The 19,724-nt window shown below is 35.0% G+C and carries 10 protein-coding genes and 2 other annotated features; of the genes, 1 reads left to right on the top strand and 9 read right to left on the bottom strand.

The genetic code is table 11. The annotated features are described in order from the left end of the window. Nucleotide 1 precedes the first annotated feature (1 nt). The 6 genes from essC to murF all read right to left on the bottom strand — a co-directional run bounded on the left by essC (nt 2) and on the right by murF (nt 9,216). The gene (essC, locus tag PSR14_RS11615; protein ID WP_113732755.1) at nt 2-3,979 is read right to left on the bottom strand and encodes a type VII secretion protein EssC; all 3,978 of its coding nucleotides are present in this window, start codon (nt 3,977-3,979) and stop codon (nt 2-4) included. Nucleotides 3,980-4,010: 31 nt separating this feature from the next. Next, a complete protein-coding gene (locus PSR14_RS11610) occupies nt 4,011-4,373 on the bottom strand; it encodes an EsaB/YukD family protein (protein WP_000391141.1) in 363 nt (120 codons plus the stop codon). A 29-nt stretch (nt 4,374-4,402) separates the two neighbouring features. Further along, nucleotides 4,403-5,176, bottom strand: coding sequence for a protein phosphatase 2C domain-containing protein (locus PSR14_RS11605; protein ID WP_000241759.1), 774 nt, complete (start codon nt 5,174-5,176; stop codon nt 4,403-4,405). Between the two features lie 11 nt (nt 5,177-5,187). Then, nucleotides 5,188-5,952 carry a vWA domain-containing protein gene (locus tag PSR14_RS11600; RefSeq protein ID WP_000966842.1) on the bottom strand — a complete coding sequence of 255 codons (765 nt, stop codon included), beginning with the start codon at nt 5,950-5,952 and terminating at the stop codon, nt 5,188-5,190. A gap of 199 nt (nt 5,953-6,151) precedes the next feature. After that, on the bottom strand, nt 6,152-7,450 hold the full coding sequence (gene aspS, locus PSR14_RS11595; RefSeq protein ID WP_098487123.1) for an aspartate--tRNA(Asn) ligase: 1,299 nt from the start codon (nt 7,448-7,450) through the stop codon (nt 6,152-6,154). A gap of 105 nt (nt 7,451-7,555) precedes the next feature. Continuing rightward, nucleotides 7,556-7,767 (bottom strand) — a binding site (T-box leader). Between the two features lie 66 nt (nt 7,768-7,833). Beyond that, on the bottom strand, nt 7,834-9,216 hold the full coding sequence (gene murF / locus PSR14_RS11590) for a UDP-N-acetylmuramoyl-tripeptide--D-alanyl-D-alanine ligase (protein WP_142328641.1): 1,383 nt from the start codon (nt 9,214-9,216) through the stop codon (nt 7,834-7,836). A gap of 63 nt (nt 9,217-9,279) precedes the next feature. Here murF and PSR14_RS11585 point away from each other — a divergent pair, with 63 nt between their 5' ends. Beyond that, nucleotides 9,280-9,759: a hypothetical protein gene (locus PSR14_RS11585; RefSeq protein WP_001167903.1), complete on the top strand. Its 480-nt coding sequence runs from the start codon at nt 9,280-9,282 to the stop codon at nt 9,757-9,759. Between the two features lie 107 nt (nt 9,760-9,866). Here the strand turns inward: PSR14_RS11585 and PSR14_RS11580 are convergent, their stop codons facing one another. The 3 genes from PSR14_RS11580 to PSR14_RS11570 all read right to left on the bottom strand — a co-directional run bounded on the left by PSR14_RS11580 (nt 9,867) and on the right by PSR14_RS11570 (nt 19,407). After that, nucleotides 9,867-11,378 (bottom strand): M36 family metallopeptidase, encoded by a 1,512-nt coding sequence (locus tag PSR14_RS11580; protein WP_000482291.1) that lies wholly within the window; start codon nt 11,376-11,378, stop codon nt 9,867-9,869. A gap of 331 nt (nt 11,379-11,709) precedes the next feature. Beyond that, nucleotides 11,710-14,811, bottom strand: a complete 3,102-nt coding sequence (gene ileS / locus PSR14_RS11575) for an isoleucine--tRNA ligase (protein ID WP_000754931.1) — start codon at nt 14,809-14,811, stop codon at nt 11,710-11,712. Nucleotides 14,812-14,865: 54 nt separating this feature from the next. Further along, nucleotides 14,866-15,105 (bottom strand) — a binding site (T-box leader). Nucleotides 15,106-15,204: 99 nt separating this feature from the next. After that, entirely contained in the window at nt 15,205-19,407 is a 4,203-nt protein-coding gene (locus PSR14_RS11570) for a bacteriocin-processing peptidase family protein (protein ID WP_061184804.1), read from the bottom strand. Between the last annotated feature and the right edge of the window lie 317 nt (nt 19,408-19,724).

Genomic DNA, 19,724 nt, shown 5'->3' with positions numbered 1-19,724 from the left:
ATTATTTCACTTTTAATTCAGCCCATTTCACACTAATTTTATCTATCATCGTGCGAAGTAAATGTAATGGTGTATATGCACATTTTATTTTTATTGGCTTTCTACGTATACAATATCCATCCCCACTTAATAATTCTTGATCCATTTCAGTATGTGGAAGTTTCATATTAAAGAAATACACATCGTTATTTTGTGTCGTTCCCAATAAATAACCAATACTTCTCTTTCTAATTTCCGCAAACCATTTTTCATGAGAATAGCTATTTAAACTAGACGTTGTAGCCGCTGTCATAAAGTGAATCCCTTTATTTTTACAGTTTTGGACTATTAGTTCCATTTTATTTTTCGCCTCATAATCAGTAGATAATACAGTTAACATTTGATCAATATCATCAATTGCAATGATTATTCTCTTATATGGAAACTCTACTGTTACGTTTGGATCTATAGAAGGCATTATTGGTTCTCTATTATTTATTAGCTCTAACAATTCATCTAACATTTCTTTTAATTGCATACCCTCTGTAACTTTCTTCTTCACATGAGGTAAATCTCCAAGAGCTAATAAGCCTGTAGGTCTTTCACCAAGGTCTACTAAGTATAGCTCAACCTTTTCAGGAGAGTATTGGTATGTAGTAGTGAATAGAAGTGTTTGTAATAACGATGTTTTTCCACCTTCTATTCTTCCCCCAATAAATATATGACTCATTTCATCTAAAGAAAAGCTTTGTAAGCGAATATCCTCTGTTTCTATACCTGCTGAAATTTGGGCTGTTTCTAATTTTTCAACCATATGTTCTACAAATATTTCTTTAGGTACCATTGGAATAGCTTTTGCTTTTTCACCATCCCATTCTCCATTCATTTTTTGAATAATTGTTTTTAATTGTTGAGAGTACTCAAGTTCACTTTCCCCAATAAACGGCAATGCTGCTTGGAATAGTTCCGGCGGTTGCCCTTTCATTAATCCACGGCCAACAGGAACTTCAATTAATGGGAATTTAGGTCTGCCTACTAAGTTATGGTATTCTGTTCCATCTTGCAATTCAAATGTAAGTGCCATCGGTATATTATTACGAACACGATCGAACATATCAATTGTTTGATTCAGAGAGAAATAGAAATAAACTCCGTATGTACTTGATTCACGCAATAATAATTCTAATACTTCATTTTCTTTCTCGAATTCATTTTTGAATCTTATATAACCATCTACCATTACTACTATAGCTGGTATTTTCTTTTCCACCATTCGGTTATACATAGAGAATGACTTTGCACCGATATTAGAAAAACTCTCTTTTCTATGCGTGATTTCCTTCTTTAAAAATCCAAATAGACGTTTCATTTTCTCATTTTCGCCTTCTTGTATAATCCCGCCTATATGAGGTAAGTCTCTAAAATCTAAGAACATTCGACCAAAATCAATAACATAGAAATTCACTTCTTCTGGTGTGTGCGATACAGCTAAGGACATAATAATTGTTTGCAACATCGTCGTTTTCCCTGTACCTGGCATACCATAAATATTTAAATGCCCTTCTTGTAAATCTAACTTCAGAGGAAATTGTGCTTGATTTGCAACATCATCAATTAATCCTACTGTTACTTGTAAATATTCTTTCGGTTTATTCCACTCAGCAATTGTCCAATTTTCCATAGCATAAAATTCTTTTAACAATAATTTTTCCGGTAATGGATCCAGCCAAGGTCCTGGTAATGCTTTAATATTTTCTTTTTCTGATACGCTCTGTACATATTGAATAAAAGCTTGTAATTGCTTTGGACTATTTGTCATTGGTTTTGGACGCTTTTTCACTTTTATTCTTTCACCGGAAAGCTTCACTTCTGTAAAGTCAACAATATCAAGAACTTTCTCTTCATCTGGATTATAAGGTGCTCCACTCCATGCAGATTGGAATAATTCCAATACTTCATTGCTACCAACTTGAAGATATCCTCGCCCTGGTACATTGATTTTAGATGCATCTGGAATCTTTAACATTTCACGACTATCCGCGTCATCTTGTACACGTAAACAAATTCGAAAACGTGAGTTACTCCAAATCTTGTCATTTACAACCCCTGAAGGTTTTTGAGTTGCTAATAATAAGTGAACTCCTAATGTCCTTCCTATTGCAGCGACACTAATTAGCTCGTCCATAAATTCTGGTTGTTCCTTTTTCATTTGAGCAAACTCATCAATAACAATAAATAAATGTGGTAAAGGTTCTTTTTCACGCCAGCTTGTTTCATAATATTCATCTAGATGCTGAACATTTCCAGCTTGAATGAATAATTTTTGTCTCCGTTCTAGTTCTGCCTTTAATGAAATTCTGGCACGCTCAATTAAGTTCGGGTCCTCTAAGTTCGTAATAGATGCAATAATATGCGGTAATCCCGCAAATGTGTTTGACATCCCACCACCTTTATAATCAATAAGCATAAATGCCATCTCATGAGGGTGATAGGTTGCTGCTAACGCTGCTATTATAGACTGAATTACTTCACTTTTTCCTGATCCTGTTGTGCCAGCCATTAGGCCGTGTGGACCATGCCCTTTTTTCTCTATTTTATCGTGAATATTTAGAAAAACAGGTTTACTTCCTTCTCTTACACCAATTGGAACCGGTAATGAAGTCGGATATCGATTTTCTTTCCATCTCTCTAGCACTTGTAGCTCTTCCATATTTTTAGCTTGAAACAAGTCTAAAAATGTTAATACTTTCGGAATGTTGGCTGCTGTAGAACTTTTCATTCGAATTGGAGCAATGCTTCGCGCTCCTAGTTCACATCGCTCGAATGAAAGTCGATCTACTTTAAAACTAGCACGCGTTGTTCCACTATTTTCAGCTGAACTTGAAAACGTTTCTACTAACTCACCATTTTCTCCATTTAAGCTTATTACAAGATCACATTCCATCGGTAAGCGTTCCTTTTGTTCCGCAAAAATAAATGTAGAAGCTCCTACACTTTCACCTTCTCTAAGTAACATTGGAGTTAAAGGATCATCTTCTAAAAACTCTCTCGCTGATAAGAAAAATACATACATCGGAATTAAAGGAACTTTTGCATCTGCTTGCGCAGAGGAATTATAGATTCTACGCATATTAAGTGGGGTAAATAGTACTTCAGCTAATTTCTGTGCATCTTGTTGATTTTCAGATAAAAAGCGCATACTTCTCTGTTCATCCCATACATGAGGAAGCCACCTCATCCAATCCCACTGCATTTTCACTTCATTTGGTGCATGATGCGTCATAATTTGTGTCGTTACAATTCGAATAAAGTTTAGTCTATCTTCTTTATTTCCGACTACACCAATTACATCATTTTTTTTCAAAGAAATTGAAATATGTCCATTCGGTATCGTATTGAAATCTCTTTTCACATTTTGTGCTTCTGTAACTAATGGATTTTCTTCGTAACCTTTCTGTTCAGGCACCTTCAATTCTACAAGGAATGGTCTTTCTCCTGTACCAATACGAATATCTAAAAAGTCTGGACTTTCAGGTGTTCTCTCCCACAAATTACTTTCCCTGTTTTCAATTCTTTGTACACTTTTTAATGGGCTTGGATTTTGTGTAATTAAATATTTTGCTTGTTCAACCTTTAACGTATCTAATTCCACTCGATGCTTTTGAATTTGCTCTAAATATCTTGTTTGTAATTGTTCAACCATTTGACGATGTTCTTTCTTTTTACGGAAATGCCCCATCGTTGTAATTATATATGATCCCAACATCGGAATACTTGAAACCATCATTAATGGCATATAACTTGAATTCATCTTCATAAATTTCATCATTACAAAATATAATACCAATGTTAAAACTGTCATCATTGCAGGCAGTAACATTGTTTCAATTGAAAACTTCGGCTCCTCCGGTATATTCGGTGGATCATGAATAATAACATCCCCTGTTGGTATCTCTACTTTCACACGCGGAGAGCGTTGAAAATACGGTGATTTTTGCACAAAACATTTCTCCTTCCCCATCCAAAAACTATTACTCAATGATTTTCCATACATAATCTTCTTCACTAGAAGACATATCTTGTTTAACAGGTTCATTATAAACTTCTTCTGCTGGCATCATTTCAAAAGAAGGGATAATTGCTCCTTTTTTATGTAGCATTACATATTGTCCATCCCACACATCATTATCGCGCAACGTTTCATCATTTCGAATAGAATGCCACTCTTCTTTATCTTTCGCCACTCTAATTTCATAGATCCCGCTCAATGCTTCATCTATTTTTTCATGATGTAAAATCGCTTCAATAATTTGTACCACTTTTACGTCATTTGGAATTGCAATATCAATTTCTTCATTTGACTGTTTTATGTATGTCACAATAATCTCTTCCACGTTAATTCACCTTTTTTCCATCGTGTTTATTACCAAGAAACATCTAAAAATGAAATATCATCGCTTGTCGGAGAGTTCTGTGCCCTCTCAATTTCTTTTAACACTTCCTCAAAGTTATACTGCTTAAGCGGCACAAGTCCGTCTGAGTGAATAACTATCCGATTCGCTTCTTGCCTAGATAATGCCTTTGAAAAAACCGCCAATTCCCCACCAATAATACCTCGCTGTGTAGACCATCTTTTCTCTATATTTCTCTTAAACTTCATTACATTCGAACAATTCTCCTTATCTTGAAACAATTGTACAAATGAATCGCCATGTGTAACTATCGTTATTTGTACTTTATCTTCATTTGGAATGAGTTCTATTTTCCCGCCAATAAACATCGTTTCACTACCTTGTTTTCGCTTTTCCTCCAAGACATCGCGAAGTAACCACGGTGTTTTTTCTGGCAACCGAAATGCACTCACTTCCTCTGAAGCTTCTTCTATCCAATTATTTAACTGTTCATTTAATAATGTAGCAATATCCATTTCACTTTCTTGACATGTTTCAAACAAGTTTACTAACTTCATACCAAGAAATTCCGCAGCAATTTCACCATGAAAAGACAGCCCTACACCGTCACATAACGCAAATATGAAACTAGTTCCATTATCTTGAAATGCTAGGAAGTCCTGTCCACACTCATTTAAATCCTGCGTTTCCTTTGCTCTTACATAGCTATATCGATAAGAAAAATGATTGGTTTTCTTATCTTGCAATACCGTTTCTTTCTTTTGCGATAGGATATATTTCACCATACTTCCCCCTCCTATCGAACCGGCGTTGCAGCCGACATTTGAAATCCAAGTGATACTAAATCCGCATTTGTCCCAGGAAACATCATCACCGCACCATCTGCAATATGAAATCCATGTTCTGTCATCATCTCACGATAGCTTTGAGGGATAGGCGATGAAAGTCTTTGCAACTTTGCACCATATTCATCTGTAATCTCTGTATTTGGCATAATGCCTTCCCACTTCTTTATATTAGTAATGTGTTCTTGCATGATTTCATCTGAAATAAAAATATTTTCAATTAGTACATTTCCATCAGGTACAGACATATTCATAATTCTTCGCACAATTAATTCTGGATCTTCACCAGTAGAAGCACCATCTGTCATATGACAAACAACAGGAGCTGGCCCGTCTTGTAAATTTGGTAATTCCTTTTGCAATAACTTCTCTACTACAGAGAAAGCTTTTGCTGTATCAGTTAAACGATGCGTTTGTATTTTTTCTAGAGGGCGAAGTCTTGCTACCTCGTCTATTGTTTTCACCCCACCCAATAAATCAAAAACATGATCGCTATAGGCTAAAATAGATAACTTATATCTCGGGAGCAAGCGACTACCTTTTGTTGAACGAAATACCATTTGGCGAATCGCTAAAGAAAGAGCATCCGTTACAATATCAATTCTTCTTTTTTCTTCTCCGCCTGCATCCATCATTTGGTTCATTGATGCGCTTACATCAAGAAGATAAATTATATAAGCTGGTGTTTGTTGTGTTGCTTGAGTTTGATATAACATGTTTCATACCCTTCCATACATTATTATATGAACTTTTTTTATATTCATATTTCATTATAACTTATGAATTTTCTTTTTCTCAATTCATTATAAAATGTTCTTAATATAATTTACATATTTTCACACAAAAAAACTATTATTCCTTTTAACATATGTTGAAATACATAAACCCCTTCTGTAATATAGAAGGGGTTTAAAATTATGGTATAAGACGAGTACAATCTCTCGGAAAAGCACTCGCTTCTCGTACATTTGTTAATTCTAATAGTTTATATACAACTCTCTCTAACCCAATTCCAAAACCACCGTGCGGAGGACAACCGTATCGAAATGTATTTAAATACGCTTGAAATTTATCGGGATGTAATCCTTTTTCGTGAAACGAAGCGAGTAACATTTCATAATTATGAATTCGTTGTGCTCCTGATGTTATTTCTAATCCTTTATATAGTAAGTCGAACGAATCAGTTATAGCTGGATTCTCTTTATTCGGCATCGTATACATCGGTCTCGCTTCTTTCGGATAATGTGTAATGAAAACAAACTCACTCTTATATGTTTCCCTCACATATTTCCCTAGTAACTTCTCACCTTCTGTATCTAAATCCCCAATTGGCGATTCTTTCCGATACTTACTTTTCAAAATTTCTTGCGCTTCTAACAATGTGATTTTCGGTATTTCTGTAATGACAGGTACTTCTATTTGTAATAGTTGTAGTTCTTTCTCACAGTTTTTTGCTACTTGTTGAAACATATATCGTAATACATCCGTTTCTAATTGCATCACTTCATGAAAATCATTTATAAAGCCAATCTCTACGTCTAACGATATATATTCATTTAAATGACGGGAAGAATTGTGATGTTCCGCTCTATATACAGGTGCAATTTCAAAAACACGTTCTAATCCTCCCGCTACCATCATTTGCTTGTAAAACTGTGGTGATTGAGCTAAATACGCTTCTTTTTGGAAGTATGGAAGCTTAAAAACATTTGCTCCTCCTTCTGCCCCTTGCGAAACAATTTTTGGAGTAAATATACGTGTGAAATCGTTCTCTATAAGGAATTCACTAAAGCTCTGGACGAGCGTAGATTTCACTTTAAATATAGCAGCGGTTCGCTCATGTCTTAATGATAATACCCGTTCATTCAGTAGTTGATCTAAGCCAACTTGTAACTTCTTTTTATTTATTTCAAATGGAAGTGGTTCTGCGCCATTTAATATTTTCGCTTCGTGAGCAAGCACTTCAATCCCTAATTCTGTTTTCGAAGTCTCTACTATTTGGCCTACGACTTGAACAACACTCTCCACATCTACTTTAAATCCAGCTAGCTCGTTTTCTAATACGCATTGCATAACCCCTGATCGATCCCTTATTAATAAAAAACTAACATTACCTAGATGACGAATCTTTTTTACCCATCCTTGAAGTAATACAACCTTTCCGCTTTGCTTCGTACATTCTTTTGTGAGTGAACGCTTCATTATTGACTCCATTATTTTTCCCTCCGGTAATTTTATATTTATTTACGTTATTGTTGTCATCGTCATCATCCACGGTCACTCACCTCCCTTAAAAGAATACAAAAATCCGCCCCTATAAATAGGGACGGATTTTTCCGCGGTACCACCCAAATTGTCATAATGACCATCTTAGTCCTGATAACGGTAGGTACCGTTTGCTTTTACTAATTATCACGTTCAAAGCAACACTCACAGGTGTCTTTCCATCATGCGGTATCGCAATCTTCTCAGCAACCGATTGCTCTCTGTAGACCTTTGCATCATGTACTTTTCCTAATCATCACTTTTTATATTTACAGAGTATTCTATCTCTTCACACTATAAAATGCAAGCACTTTTAAATATATTTTAATTTTTCACATCCAGTTTTGTACAATTTCCTCTAAAGCCATTCCACGTGAACCTTTCAGTAAAACAACATCCTTTTTCGTTATTACTTTTAATACTTCCTCTGCTATCTCGGCTTTATTATCAAATGATTGTACTTTTCCTGCATGATAGTTCTTTCTTGCTTCTTCCGCTACAATTTTGGCTAACTCTCCATACGTAAATACATATTGAATGCTCTCCTCATTTAACATTTTACCAATTTCTCTATGATATGTTTCACCTTTCTTCCCTAACTCCAACATATCCCCAATCACTATCATTTTTTTCTTATAGGCATTTAACTTCTGTAACGTTTCAATTGCAGCCTTCATGGAGGAAGGACTGGCATTCCATGCATCGTTAATAATTGTAAAACCTGTTTTAGCGGTTAAAAACTGAAAGCGCATTTGTGTAATATTTATTTGTTGCAATGCTTCTTGTATTTTTTCTGTAGAGACTTTGTAAAATTGCCCTACAGCGATTCCAACGATCGCATTTAAAATATTATGTTTTCCATGTAAGGGAACATCGTACTGTATTTTTGTATGATTTAATTTAAAATGAACACCATATCCATCTAATTGTACGTTCGTTGGAAACAAATCATTTGTATACTTTCGACCAAATGACTTACTTTCTATACCTAGCATATTAATATTTTGAGAAAGTAATGGCTCGTCGCCATTATATAGGAACAGTCCATCGTCATGTAATCCGTCTATAATTTCAAATTTAGCCTTCGCAATCTCTTCTCTTGATCCAAGCGTCTTTAGATGTGACTGTCCAATCATTGTAATAATCGCTACATCTGGCTGTGCGATTCGTGATAAATTTCGAATTTGTCCTTTTTCACTCATTCCCATTTCAAGTATTAAGAACTCAGTATTTCGTTCCATTTCTAAAATTGTTAACGGCAAACCGATTTGACTATTAAAATTACCTTTTGTTTTATGCACTCTATAAGTTGAACTTAAAATGCTTCCTATTATATCTTTTACCGTAGTCTTGCCATTACTACCTGTAATTCCTATTACTTTTACATTTATCTCTCTTCGATAAAATTGTGCCAATTGTTGCAAAGCAAACAAAGTGTCATCCACAAATATAATTGGAATCCCTTTTGGCGGAGTACCGTAAGACTTTTTCCACAAGGAAGCGACAGCTCCATTATCCATTGCTTCTTTCACATACTCATGCCCATCTTTCACCCTAATGATTGGAACAAATAAATTTCCTTCTTTCATGTTTTTGGAATCTATACAGACACCATGTATTTCTAAATGATGAAATGATTCGTATAACCCTTCTCCATCTATTACTTCTTCAAGTTTTTTCAAATTCATTTGAATCAAAGTATCACCTTTTTCCATTAAATTACATATTTACTGTTTTATTTACACATATTAATAAAAATTTTATAGCGAGGTGTGTATATGCAAAAAGCGATTAGTTTCTTTCTCCTATTGTTTTGCCTAATTGTAGTAAACGAAACGTACGCCTATTCACCAAAATCTTTACCTATCTCTCAAAACTCTGATCAATGGCAAGTGAATATTGCTGAACCGAAAAAAGTAAACAAAAAAAAGATTCAAGCTAAAAAAGATGAATTCCAAACTTATCAATTTTCAGTAAAAAATGTTGGAAACAGTGAAGTATATAACGTACAAGTCGAAGTATTCCGCAACGAACCAAAAACAAAAACGAAATATGAACTCTTTTCTCTCAAGGAAAGTCGTTTAGCAAGTGGAAAAACTGGATTTGAACACGCTAATTTACCTGTTGCTACAAAAGCAGATGAAGTTGATGTTATTATTACATGGCAAGAACACCCATTCCGATCGATGCGAAATGGTCAAAAAGTTGAATCTAGAAAATTTAAAGAGCATTTTGTTTTTAAAGAAGCTAAAAGGTAAATGGGATACGGATATATTCACACTATCATTCATATAGCTTACTTTACTAGTACCAGTTCTTAAGCAAATTAAAAAGTCGTGGCTTATACATGCCACGACTTTTTATATTAATTCGTACTAATTCCTCTCGCTGCCCAAATACGATCGATATCCGCAGCATGTTGTCCGCCATATAAAAGAGCATCCGCTTGCTTAATCGCTTTCGCTCCATCACTGAATTTAGAGTTTGGTGTTAACGACCAGTGCGATTGTAAAATAATTTTCGTTGCAACATCACGACCAAATGCTTGCGCCATCTCATATTGTCCTTGAGCCCAAATTTCTCCATCATCATGTACTTCATTCGTAATATCTTTCGGATACACTTTATTATTATCTAATCGGCGTAAGCACGTTGGATCTGAACTAGAATAAGCAGTCGCATCCCATTCTCCAACACATGCTTTTCCGTAGCCTGTTGTCGATACTGCATCTTCATACGTAGCACCTAAGAAATCACCAAATCCTTCTCCCATCGCTCCACCTTCTGCAGAACTACCGAAGCCAGGAACTTGGTTATCTTGAATTGAATGTCCATATTCATGTGCGATAATACCTGCATCTTCTGCATCATCTACTCCGCCAGTACCAAAGGTTAAAGCTTTCGTTGTCGGAGAATAAAATGAGTTGTCCGCCGTTGTTCCATTCACATTCACTTTAATAGAGCGATTATTAATATTTTTAAAACCTAGACTTTGAATGTAACGTTGTAAAGTATCAATATGATAATACGACATCACATCTTCAAAGCTATCATTTGCACGTGTATAGTTAAATTGTAAGTTTGTAGATTTCGTTTTTGCTTTTGAGGAAATCGTTACATACTCTCCAATTAAAAATCCTGTCCCATCTAAACCTTTTAACGTAACAGTCTTTAATTGGTTCGTTAATGCTGTTGAATCTGCATCATTGTTATCTTTTAAACCTACTTTACTACCGCTAGATACGACTGGGTTAGGTAAAAATACTTTTCCTGATCCTTCTGCTTTACGGTTTATATCAACCTTTTTAATTAACTTTCCATTTTCTGCATCAACAAATGTTTCCCATGCACCAAATGGATTATTAGAATGGACTACAACTTTATATACTGGACGAGCAATTCCTTCTTCAACAATATATCCAAATTCTTTCTCTGTAGGAGCCCATAAGTTTTGTTCACTTACTTCTCCAACATACGCCATTGATTTTTGTATTGCATCTTTTTCACTAATTTTTGTTGTAACTTCCTTCACACCTTTAACAGATTGATAATCAGAAACAGCAAGTACTCCTTTTCCCTCACCGTTAAGAGTAACTGTAATTTGTTTTGAAAATACAGGCGCACCATTCACAACTTGTTGGAACCTAACATATGAAGCTACTGACGTTTCTGTTGTAGAAATATATTGCAAGTCTGAAAGGTCTGCTTTTAATCCATACTGCGCAGCATTTTCTTTTAAATATTCTGTTGCTTTTTTCTGAGGCGAATAAGCTTCTAGCTTTACTTGCTGTTGTTTTTCCAATGCCGAAACTGTAGTAATCGTCCCCATTACTAACGGCACAGTCATTGCCATTGCCACCATTTTTTTATTAAACATAGAACCACTCCCCCTAATAAAGTAGCTCAACCTTATCCCATTACCACTAGGCAATCATTCCCCATAAAATGGGGGGAATAAAAATTGAATCTACGAGTAATTCTCTATGAACAATTCTATTACCTTTCCATTTAGGGGGAGTGAAATTTTCTCAATATTTATTTGTAAAGCGAAAACAATACTGTAGAAATAAATTTTAACAGCATTTTAATTAGCGTGTTATGGAGAAAGAATTTTTCTAGAGGTCCTATCGAATGTATTATGCAGAAAATAGCCGGATAAATTTCCATCATACAAAAAGGAAGTTGGAATCATTCCAACTTCCTTTTCTTTAATTAGCTGAGCTTAATTTAATGCGGACTTTTGTCTCACCTAAAGAAATTTCATCGTCTTTATTCGTTAAGTGACCAAATGTAAATTGTTTAACGAGTAAGTTTTCTTCCAACAACTCTTTATGATTCGTTAACGTTTGCTGTAGTTCTTCCTCTGTATCAAGAATTACATCTACCCGTAAATTAACAGGTAAATTCAACTGCTTACGATATTCTTGAACGGCGCGAATGAATTCACGTGCTACCCCTTCTTGTAGCAATTCTTCCGTTACATTCGTATCTAACATTACTGTATATTGTCCGTTAGTTGTATTAGAGAATCCAGATTTCGCAACTTTCTCTACTAATACATCTTCAGTCGTTACAACTATTTCTTCTCCTGATGCTACTTCGTAAACTGCTCTTTCTGTAGAGACAAAGTTTTGTACCTCGTCTTGTGATAATTGTTTTAGCCAGCCATTTACTGCATTCACATTTTTACCGAACTTCGGCCCAGCCGTTTTAAAATTCAGCTTTAATTGATAAGATGTGTATTTCGTTTCATCGAGTTCAACATGGAACGCCTTCACATTTAACTCATCCATAACGATATCACGGTAAGATTCCCAATCCATATCATTTTCATTATGCTCAAGTAATACAAGTTCCGCTAACGGCTGTTTTACTTTTAAAGAATGTTGATTACGATTACTTCTTCCAAGTTCAACAACTTGTAAAACTGCATCCATTTCCGCTTCTAATTTCGGCTGAAGTAGTGATTCATTTACAACTGGATAATCCTCTAAATGAACGCTACTTCCAGTTAAATTCAAATGAATATCTTCAGCGACAAACGGTGTAAATGGTGCAATTAGTTTACTAATTGTTACAAGCACTTCATGAAGTGTCTCATACGCAGCTGCTTTTTCAGCATTCATACCAGATTCCCAGAAACGATTACGTGATCGTCTTACGTACCAGTTACTTACTTCATCTACAAGCGTCGCGATTTCACGAGCTGCATTCGTAAATTGATAATCATCAAGTGCAGTTCTCACTTTTTTCGTTGTGCTATGCAATCTTGATAATACCCATTCATCCAATTTCGTCCGCTTTACGTCATACGTTTCGTTCGGATTATACTCATCTAAATTTGCATATAAAACGTAGAAGCTATACACATTGACTAATGTATCTACAAATTTAGATTTTGCTTCTAATACTGTTCTTTCAGAAAAACGCTTCGCATTCCACGGAGCACTGTCAACGAGTAAAGCCCATCTTAAAGCATCAGCACCAAACTTCTCTACTAAATCAACTGGATCTAGTGCATTCCCTTTACTTTTAGACATTTTCTGTCCTTCCTCGTCTAGAACATGCCCTAGTGATAGCACTCGTTTATACGGTACTTTTCCAGTATATAGTGCTGATACAGCTAATAAACTATAAAACCAGCCGCGTGTTTGATCGATTCCTTCTGCAATTACATCTGCTGGAAACTGTTCTTCAAATAACTCTTTATTTTCAAACGGATAATGATATTGCGCAAATGGCATCGAACCACTATCAAACCAAACATCAATTACTTCTGGTGTGCGATTCATTGTACTTCCGCATTTTTCGCAGCAAACTTGCACTTCATCTACATATGGCTTATGCAATTCTAAGTCTTCAGGTGTCTCTTTCATACTATGCTTTCTTAAATCAGCAATGCTTTTCGGTGCGAATTGATGATCGCAACTTTCACATTCCCATACGTTTAATGGTGTTCCCCAATATCTATTTCGGCTAATATTCCAGTCCACCATGTTTTCTAAAAACTTACCAAATCGTCCATGTTTCATATGATCTGGATACCAAGTAACAGTATCGTTGTTTTGTAAAAATGTATCTTTAATTGCAGTCGTTCGGATTAACCAACTTTCACCTGCATAATAAAGAAGTGGTGAATCACAGCGCCAACAATGTGGGTAACTATGCTCATACTTTTCTTTATGATAAAGTAAACCTTCCTTCGCTAAATAACGAACGATATCTACGTCACAATCTTTTACAAATTTACCTTTCAAAAATGGTACTGCTTCTGTATATTCACCTTTCTCATCTACAACATGTAAGAATGACAACCCTTCACTTTGAACGACTCTATAATCGTCCTCTCCATATGCTGGAGCAATATGAACGAGTCCTGTACCACTATCTGCCGTTACAAAATCTGCTCCGATAACGCGGTACCCATTTGTAACTTCTTTCATCGGAAACGGTGCTGTATAAGAAGTATTTAATAATTCTTCTCCTTTATGAACAGATAATACTTCATAGTTTTCTTTTAATACATCTCGTACACGTTCTTTCGCAACAATGTATACATGACCTTCTTGTTTCGCTTTCACGTATTCCATATTTGGATGTACAGCGAGTGCAACATTTGCTGGAAGTGTCCAAGGTGTTGTCGTCCAACCTAGGAAGTATTCATTGTCACTATCTTTCACTTTAAACTTAACTGTTGCACTTAAATCTTTTACTGTTTTATACCCTTGGGCAACCTCATGTGAACTTAGTGAAGTTTGACAACTTGGGCAATATGGTGAAACTCTATGCCCTTTATACAATAATCCTTTTTCATGAATCGTCCCTAAAATATGCCATACACTTTCGATATATGGATTCTCTAACGTAACGTATGGATCATCCATATCTACCCAATAACCGATACTTTCAGTGAATTCACGCCACTGCTTCTCATATGTGAATACACTCTCTTTACACTTCTTAATAAATGGTTCAATTCCATACTCTTCGATTTCATGTTTACCAGAAATACCAAGTTGTTTCTCAACACCTAATTCTACAGGTAAACCGTGTGTATCCCATCCCGCTTTTCTTAATACTTTATAACCAGACATCGTTTTATATCTTGCTACTACATCTTTAATTGTTCGTCCAAGTGCATGACCTACATGTGGTAGTCCGTTCGCCGTTGGTGGTCCTTCATAAAACACAAAAGATTGTGCGCCTTCTCGATTCTGAATTGATTGTTCGAAAATGCTCTGCTCGTTCCACTGTTTACGAATACGTGTTTCTCTCCCTACAGCTGACTCTTTTACATCTACTTTCTTCATCTACAATCACTCCTTTTGAATGTTTTAAAGCACACAAAAAACCCGTCCCTATAAAATAGGGACGGGTTTACCCGCGATACCACCCTAATTCTATTAGCTCTTCACTAATAGCACTTAGCAACGTACTATCATACGTGTTCTTTGTAACGGTAGACATCCGTCCGAGCTTACTCATTTTCAGCCTCGGCTCCTCGGAGATGATTTTCAAATAACGTCTGCACACCGGCTTTCAGCAACATACCGGCTCTCTGGGGAACAGTACACTATTTTACTCTTTCTCGTCTTCAGATTTGTATACTTTGTTAAAAGCTATTTTATGCCATTTGGTAATCAATTGTCAACTAATTCGAAATATATATTTAATTATGCCCTTTTTTCACTATTCTTATACAATTACTTTTCAAATTCTCGCAGTGCTGCTAAATTTTCATCATCCTCGATAAGTTCAGCGAAAAATCCCGACTCATCCTCACGAAGTACAATTTCAAGCTCTTCCTTCGCCTCTTCATTCCTGTTTAACTGTGCTAAATAACAAGCACGATCATATCTTGCTAACAAATCACTCGCATCCATTGTTACTACTTCATTTGTTATTTTTTCTGCCTTTATCGTTTGGCCAGCACCATGATATGAAGATGCTAAAGAAAGAAGAATTGCTGTTTCATTCGGATGATGGATAGAAGCATTTTCTAATACGTGAATTGCCTCTTCAAACCTCTCTTGACTTTGATATATTTCTCCTAAAGCAAGAAATGCTCTACTTACAAATGGTGTTTGCTCCGTTAATTGTAAAGTAATCTTTTCTGCTTTTCTTTCTTCTCCTGCTTTAAAGAATACTTGTGCCTGAAGAAGAAGAGTATCGTAATCATCTGGTAACTCTCGAACCATTTGCTTCGTTAATTCCATAGCATCTCTTAACATACCTTCTTCCTCGCACTCAACGAAAAGATTTACAAGTTGCTTCGCTACTTCATAATCCCATTTATTTTCTAGTGACGTGTGCAGAATCTCTATTGCTTCTCTATTCATCTCTACATTCTCATAAAATAGCGCAAATCGCTGCGCTGCCATACTATTTTTCGGATTTAACTGTAACGAAATTTCATATAAATCAATGATTGTAGTAATAATCGAAATTTCTTTCGCACGGTTTTTCATACGATAAAGAGCTCTCGTAAATATGGATTTCTTCGGCTGTTCATTTTGTTGACGTTCAATCCATCTTTCTGTAACTGCAGATGCAGCGTACATAAACGCCATACTTCTTTCTGCCTTTTTGACTTTTAATATGTGAAGAAAATCTCGTATGTTAGACCATTTCTTATGTTGTTCTATCGCTTTTACATATACATCAAATATACGTTCATTATTTACATCTTTTTGTATAACCTTCATTGCAATTTCAATTGCTTTTGCATTTCTATTTTTCACTAATACTTTTGCATAATGATATAAAACTTCTGTATGCTCACTATCTAATCGTAGTGCCTCTTCAATCTGTGCTTGTTCTTTATCTATTTCATCCATCGCTCCATACACATATGCAATCGCATCTAATCGCCATATTTCAGGCACTTCGTCCACTAATTGTTCTAGTTCAGTCAGCAACTCTTTCTGAAGATTCATTTCTACTGAAAGCTGCGCCAAATATCCCATATTAATATGCAGCGGCTCTTCTTTCATCGCCTGAACCATATGACTTTGTTCTTTAGAACGATTTTCTTCTTTTTCATATATTTCCGCAAGCTGTAAATGTACACCGACGAAATTCCCATCAAGCTCTAAACATGTTTCATATGCCTGTTTTGCTTCCGTCAATTGTCCTAATGCCATAAGTGTTTCACCAATTCGGTAATACGGTAATGCCGTTTCCTTTTGTTCTATCGCCCTTTTATATCTTTTCATCGCTTGGCCATACTGTCCGATAGATTCATATAAAATACCTGTATAACAACCATATTCACTTACTTCATTTCTTTCTTTTTGTAACGTTCTTAAGAATGCTATACCTCGCTGCACAAATACCGTTCCTTTAATTCGATTCACATATTCATCTAACGCGCTTGCTACATTATATTCGCTCTGCTTTATACCACTCTCTAACTTAGACAATGCTACTTTAAACCCTTCTTCACTTCCACCAAGTTCAACTTCAGCATCCCATAAAACCATTCCCGCATTCATAAGAAAATCTTGGCTCTTTTCAATTTGTTTTTCAATACCGAGAATATATTCTTTTGCTTCCTTATATTGTTCTCTTGCCATATAAACTTGCGTAAGTCCGAAGTGAGAATAAACATCATCATGATTTTCTTCTAAAGCACGAGTATACAACGATTCTGCTTCTTCCAGGCTATCATTTTGAAAATGATAGTCACCCAGTTTTACATATAGAGGTGCCTTATCATCACAATTCTCAATACCTTTTAATAAAATTTCTTTCGTACTTTCTTCATCCTTCAGATCAGATTCGTATATTTCTGCAAGTTTCGTATAAATGTAAGGTGCATTACTATCCAAATGAATCGCTACTTTAAGCCCTTTTATCGCTAAATGTAATTTCCCTAAATGATGCGCACATCTCGCTCGCTCATACCATACATGTGCCTCATTTTTATACTCTCTTAACAGGTCGTTAAAGATTTCATACGCTTCTTCATATCTTTCTAAATCTATTAATATTAACCCGTGATTCGTTAAAGTAAATCTTTCTGGACTACGTTCTAAAGCAACTTGAGAAAACTGCAATGCCTTATCAGATTGATCGATATACATATAGGATAACGCAAGGAAACTCCAAGCAATCGGCTGATCTGCGTCTAATTGTAATGAGGAACGAAAACTTGAAATCGCTTCTAAATAACTTTCCTGCTCAAAAGCATACCTTCCGTTTATGAAATGATATAAGGCACGACTATTTTTCTTCTCAACACTCGCAAGCATGTGCCCAGATTTTTCTAACTCTTCCAGGCGAATAAAGCACTGTGCACCATGTAATTTAACAAAATCTGAGTTAGGAAATTTCTCCATTAACTTTTCTATACAATATAAAATAAATTCTTTATCTACTTCAACATCTAAATGCTTAACCGTATATAACCACGTATTCGGATTATCACTCGTCCCTTTTAAAAACTGTACTAAGTCATGAATCCCCTCTTTATCTTGTTCATCCAAATGATCTGTTAAAGAAAAAATAGATTTAAAATAATGATGTTCTTCTTCATTTAAAAATGATAGTAGTTCCTTCTTTTCTTGCGGAACAAACGTAATTGCTAAACAACCTGTATAACGATATTTTTCTTGTAACTTACTATATTCCACAATAACTGGCTCTATAAAGTTCGGATCTTGAACATAAAAGGCCTGCAATGTATCATCATATCCAGCTAGTACTTGTACATGTGAAGCATGCTCAATATCTATACTTAATAAAACAGGAATTCCTTCATCAATCAGTCTCTTATAATTCTCTTCATTACCTTTAAAATAACGATATTCATAACCTAATTCTTCTAAATAAGAAACAGTATCTGAAAACTTCGATCCTGTCATATCAAAAATAAACTCTGCTATTTCATCTTGTGTACGTTTTTCTCCCCATAACTGCAACATCATTTCTAAACTTGTCGGCACACAATAATTATCCTTTTGTACAATGGGAACGATCGGCAGGTGAACCTTTTTTCCATCTGGATTTTTTTCTAAATTATGATATAAAGACCCTTTTAAACTTTTTTCTTCTTTTAATAACTGTTGTAAATCTACAAGTTTATTCATTTTGTACAGTGCTTCTGCTCGTAAATGTACGAAATAAGCTTTATACGCATGATAAGGAAGCTGTTTATTTATGTTATCTATTACTGATAACATATCTTCGTACTTCCCTAAATCTAATACATATTTTATCTTTTCAAAATGAAAATATGGTACTTGTGGGAACTTTACAATTGCATCATCAATTAGCTGCAATGCACGTTTTTGTTCTCCTTTATTCGCATATAACTGTGATAATAAATAGGTAGATAACTCTTCACAATCTTTATGCTGCATACCAGCTATAAATTGTTCTTCTGCTTTCTCCCATTCACCTGTATGCATATAGACGTATCCCCATTTATCAAACACGGCACGTTCACTGTACTCCTCTGCTTTTTGCATATAGATTAGCGCTTCTTCATTTCGTTTCATTTCCAACAAACATCGTACTAAAGTAAAATATGTTTTCGCTAAAAGATCAACTTCAATTTCTTCTTTATTTACCTCTTCTAATGAGTCTTTTAACAACTGTTCTGCTTCAAGGATTTTCCGCTCATCAATTAACTCATCACAATATAAAGAGAGCGTTCTCATATTTGGGAATTTTTTATAGGCGTAGCGAATGAGGAATGAACTGTATTGGTGCATAAGCCCTTCATCAGTAAGACGTATTAATATATCAAACTCCTTATGTGAAGGAATATTAGCAAGCCAATTCTTTACATAAGATAAAGTATTCTTTTCTTTTATATATGAAATTTCATTATTTATTTCCTGTAATCCATCTATAAATCTCTTGTCTTTCAAACAAGCATCTAACTGCTTAAAATCTAGCATGTATTCACCTCGAATATTTATTTATACTGCTACTTGCTTAGATTTTACACATCATATTGTAGGTATTCAACTAAAATCTCCTATAATGGATAGTATTATTTAATATTATTCGAATTTATAACAAAATATAGTAAAAATGATTGTTTTTCTCTGTATTTTGTTTGATTATATGGAATAACGTAACATGTGGATCTTATTTTTATATAGCTGAAATCAGTACATGAAATTATATCGGCGATAATTCAAATATATCAGCGATTATATGTCGAATATCGACTTATCGACATTCAGCGACATGTTTCATCGTATTACTACCT

This window comes from Bacillus sp. A01H (genome assembly GCF_045277205.1).
Classification (GTDB): Bacteria; Bacillota; Bacilli; order Bacillales; family Bacillaceae_G; genus Bacillus_A; species Bacillus_A paranthracis.
This window is presented reverse-complemented; position numbering and strand designations above follow the sequence as displayed.

Bases quoted from the DNA above. Each gene is read 5' to 3' on its own strand.
- PSR14_RS11570 (WP_061184804.1), bottom strand. From the start codon at position 19,407: ATGCTAGATTTTAAGCAGTTAGATGCTTGTTTGAAAGACAAGAGATTT.
- PSR14_RS11580 (WP_000482291.1), bottom strand. From the start codon at position 11,378: ATGTTTAATAAAAAAATGGTGGCAATGGCAATGACTGTGCCGTTAGTA.
- aspS (WP_098487123.1), bottom strand. From the start codon at position 7,450: ATGGAGTCAATAATGAAGCGTTCACTCACAAAAGAATGTACGAAGCAA.
- PSR14_RS11605 (WP_000241759.1), bottom strand. From the start codon at position 5,176: ATGGTGAAATATATCCTATCGCAAAAGAAAGAAACGGTATTGCAAGAT.
- PSR14_RS11585 (WP_001167903.1), top strand. From the start codon at position 9,280: ATGCAAAAAGCGATTAGTTTCTTTCTCCTATTGTTTTGCCTAATTGTA.
- ileS (WP_000754931.1), bottom strand. From the start codon at position 14,811: ATGAAGAAAGTAGATGTAAAAGAGTCAGCTGTAGGGAGAGAAACACGT.
- murF (WP_142328641.1), bottom strand. From the start codon at position 9,216: ATGGAAAAAGGTGATACTTTGATTCAAATGAATTTGAAAAAACTTGAA.
- PSR14_RS11600 (WP_000966842.1), bottom strand. From the start codon at position 5,952: ATGTTATATCAAACTCAAGCAACACAACAAACACCAGCTTATATAATT.